General features: G+C 68.3%; 1 protein-coding gene. It reads left to right on the plus strand.

Annotated features, from left to right (window positions below):
• Nucleotides 1–69 precede the first annotated feature (69 nt).
• A complete protein-coding gene (locus DCI01S_RS16380) occupies nucleotides 70–1659 on the plus strand; it encodes an IS1182 family transposase (protein ID WP_061230198.1) in 1590 nt (529 codons plus the stop codon).
• Nucleotides 1660–1835 lie beyond the last annotated feature (176 nt).

Consider the following 1835-nt stretch of genomic DNA (forward strand, 5'->3'; position numbering starts at 1 on the left):
CTAGGAGACTGCTGAACAAAGTGCGTGTACGGCCCGCGGGGTTGGGGTGGCCCTGAAATGATGTGGGTCATGCAGGGTGAGTCGGATCGGCAGCGTGAGTTGTTGGATGTGGAGTCGGTGGCGGGGCATCTTCTCGAGCCCGGCAGCGTGTTCGCGTTGCTGGCCGAGCATCGTGACCGGTTGTTCCCGGACGAGTTGTTCGCGGATCTGTTTCCCTCGGGGCGGGGCCGGCCCTCGATCCCGGGTGAGGTGATCGCCTCGGTCATCGTGCTGCAAGCACTGTTCGGGCACTCCGATCGGGAGGCGGTCGACGCGCTGACGTTTGACCTGCGGTGGAAGGCCGCCTGCGGGTATCCGGTCGATGCGAAGGGTTTCAACTCGTCGACGTTGACCTATTGGCGACGCCGCCTGGCGGCCAGTGAGCGGCCGCAGCGGATCTTCGAGGTGGTGCGTCAGGTCATCGCCGAGACCGGTGCGGTCAAGGCCAAGACCCGCCGGGCGCTGGATTCAACGGTTTTGGATGACGCGGTGGCCCGCCAGGACACGATCACCCAGCTGATCGCCCAGATCCGCCGGGTGGGCCGCGAGGTGCCCGGGGCGAAGGAGTTGATCGCCACCGAGTGCACCCGGTTGGCGGCGGTGTGCGGGCAGGACTACATCGCGTCGGGTAAGCCGCGCATCGCCTGGGATGACCAGGCCGCCCGAGACGAGTTGGTCTCCGCCCTGGTCGCAGACGCGCTGGCGCTGTTGGCGGCACTAGATGTCGAGGCGATCACCGCCGCCGGTGGCAAGCCGGCCGAAGCGGTGGCGCTACTGGCGCTGGTGGCAGGGCAGGACGTCGAACCGGCTGAGGATTCAGACGGCACCGACGGGCGGTGGCGCATCGCCCGCCGCACGGCGCCGGATCGGGTGATCTCCACCGTGGACCCCGATGCCCGCCACGCCCACAAGACCCGGCAGCGCCGCCAAGACGGGTTCAAGGCCCACATCGTCGTCGAGCCCGATACCGGCCTGACCACGATGTGCGCCCTGACCAAACCCAACGGACCCAGCAATTCCGATGCCGCGGTCGGTGCGGGGCTGGTCACCGCCGATCCCACCGTCGATGACGGTGAGCAGGTCGAGGTGCTCGGCGATTCGGCCTATGCCAGCGGCGACATGCTGCACACCCTGGCGGGCAAGCAGTGGCTGCCCCTGGTCAAGCCGTGGCCGCTGCGGCCCGCGGTCGAGGGCGGGTTCACCCTGGATGACTTCACCTTCGACGCCGTGGCGGGCACCCTGACCTGCCCCGGCAACATCACCCGTGGCCTCTCTGCCAAGGGCAATGCCACCTTCGGGGCGGCGTGTCGTGGCTGCCCGCTGCGTCAGCGGTGCACTACCTCAGCCACGGGGCGCAAAGTGGTGCTCGGCGAGCACCACCTGCTGCAACGCCAGCACCGCCAGCGGGCCGGCGATGAGGACTTCAAGACCGTGTACCGCCAGCACCGACCGATGGTGGAACGCTCGATCGCCTGGCTGACCCGAGGCGCTCGGCGTGTGCCGTACCGCGGGGTCGAGAAGAACAACACCTGGCTCCACCACCGCGTTGCCGCCCTCAACCTGCGCCGACTACTCGCCATGGGACTGACCAACCAGAACGGAACCTGGGCCCTGGCCTGATCAGCGGGCCGGGGCCAGGCATTCCCGCCCCAGCAGAGGCTCGAACAACCCGCGGTGGGCGCCACGAACCTTTCGCCGAACCCAGAAATCTCAAGCCCCACACTCCGCGCGACGGCCAACCGGACCCTCACGCACACCGGGCGTGCCAGGATCGCAGCTTGTTCAGCAGTCTCCTA

It is taken from the genome of Dietzia cinnamea NBRC 102147 (assembly GCF_001571065.1).
In the GTDB taxonomy this organism is placed as follows: Bacteria; Actinomycetota; Actinomycetes; order Mycobacteriales; family Mycobacteriaceae; genus Dietzia; species Dietzia cinnamea.

Excerpts from the sequence above, each read along its gene's own strand:
- DCI01S_RS16380 (WP_061230198.1), top strand. The coding sequence starts at position 70 with ATGCAGGGTGAGTCGGATCGGCAGCGTGAGTTGTTGGATGTGGAGTCG.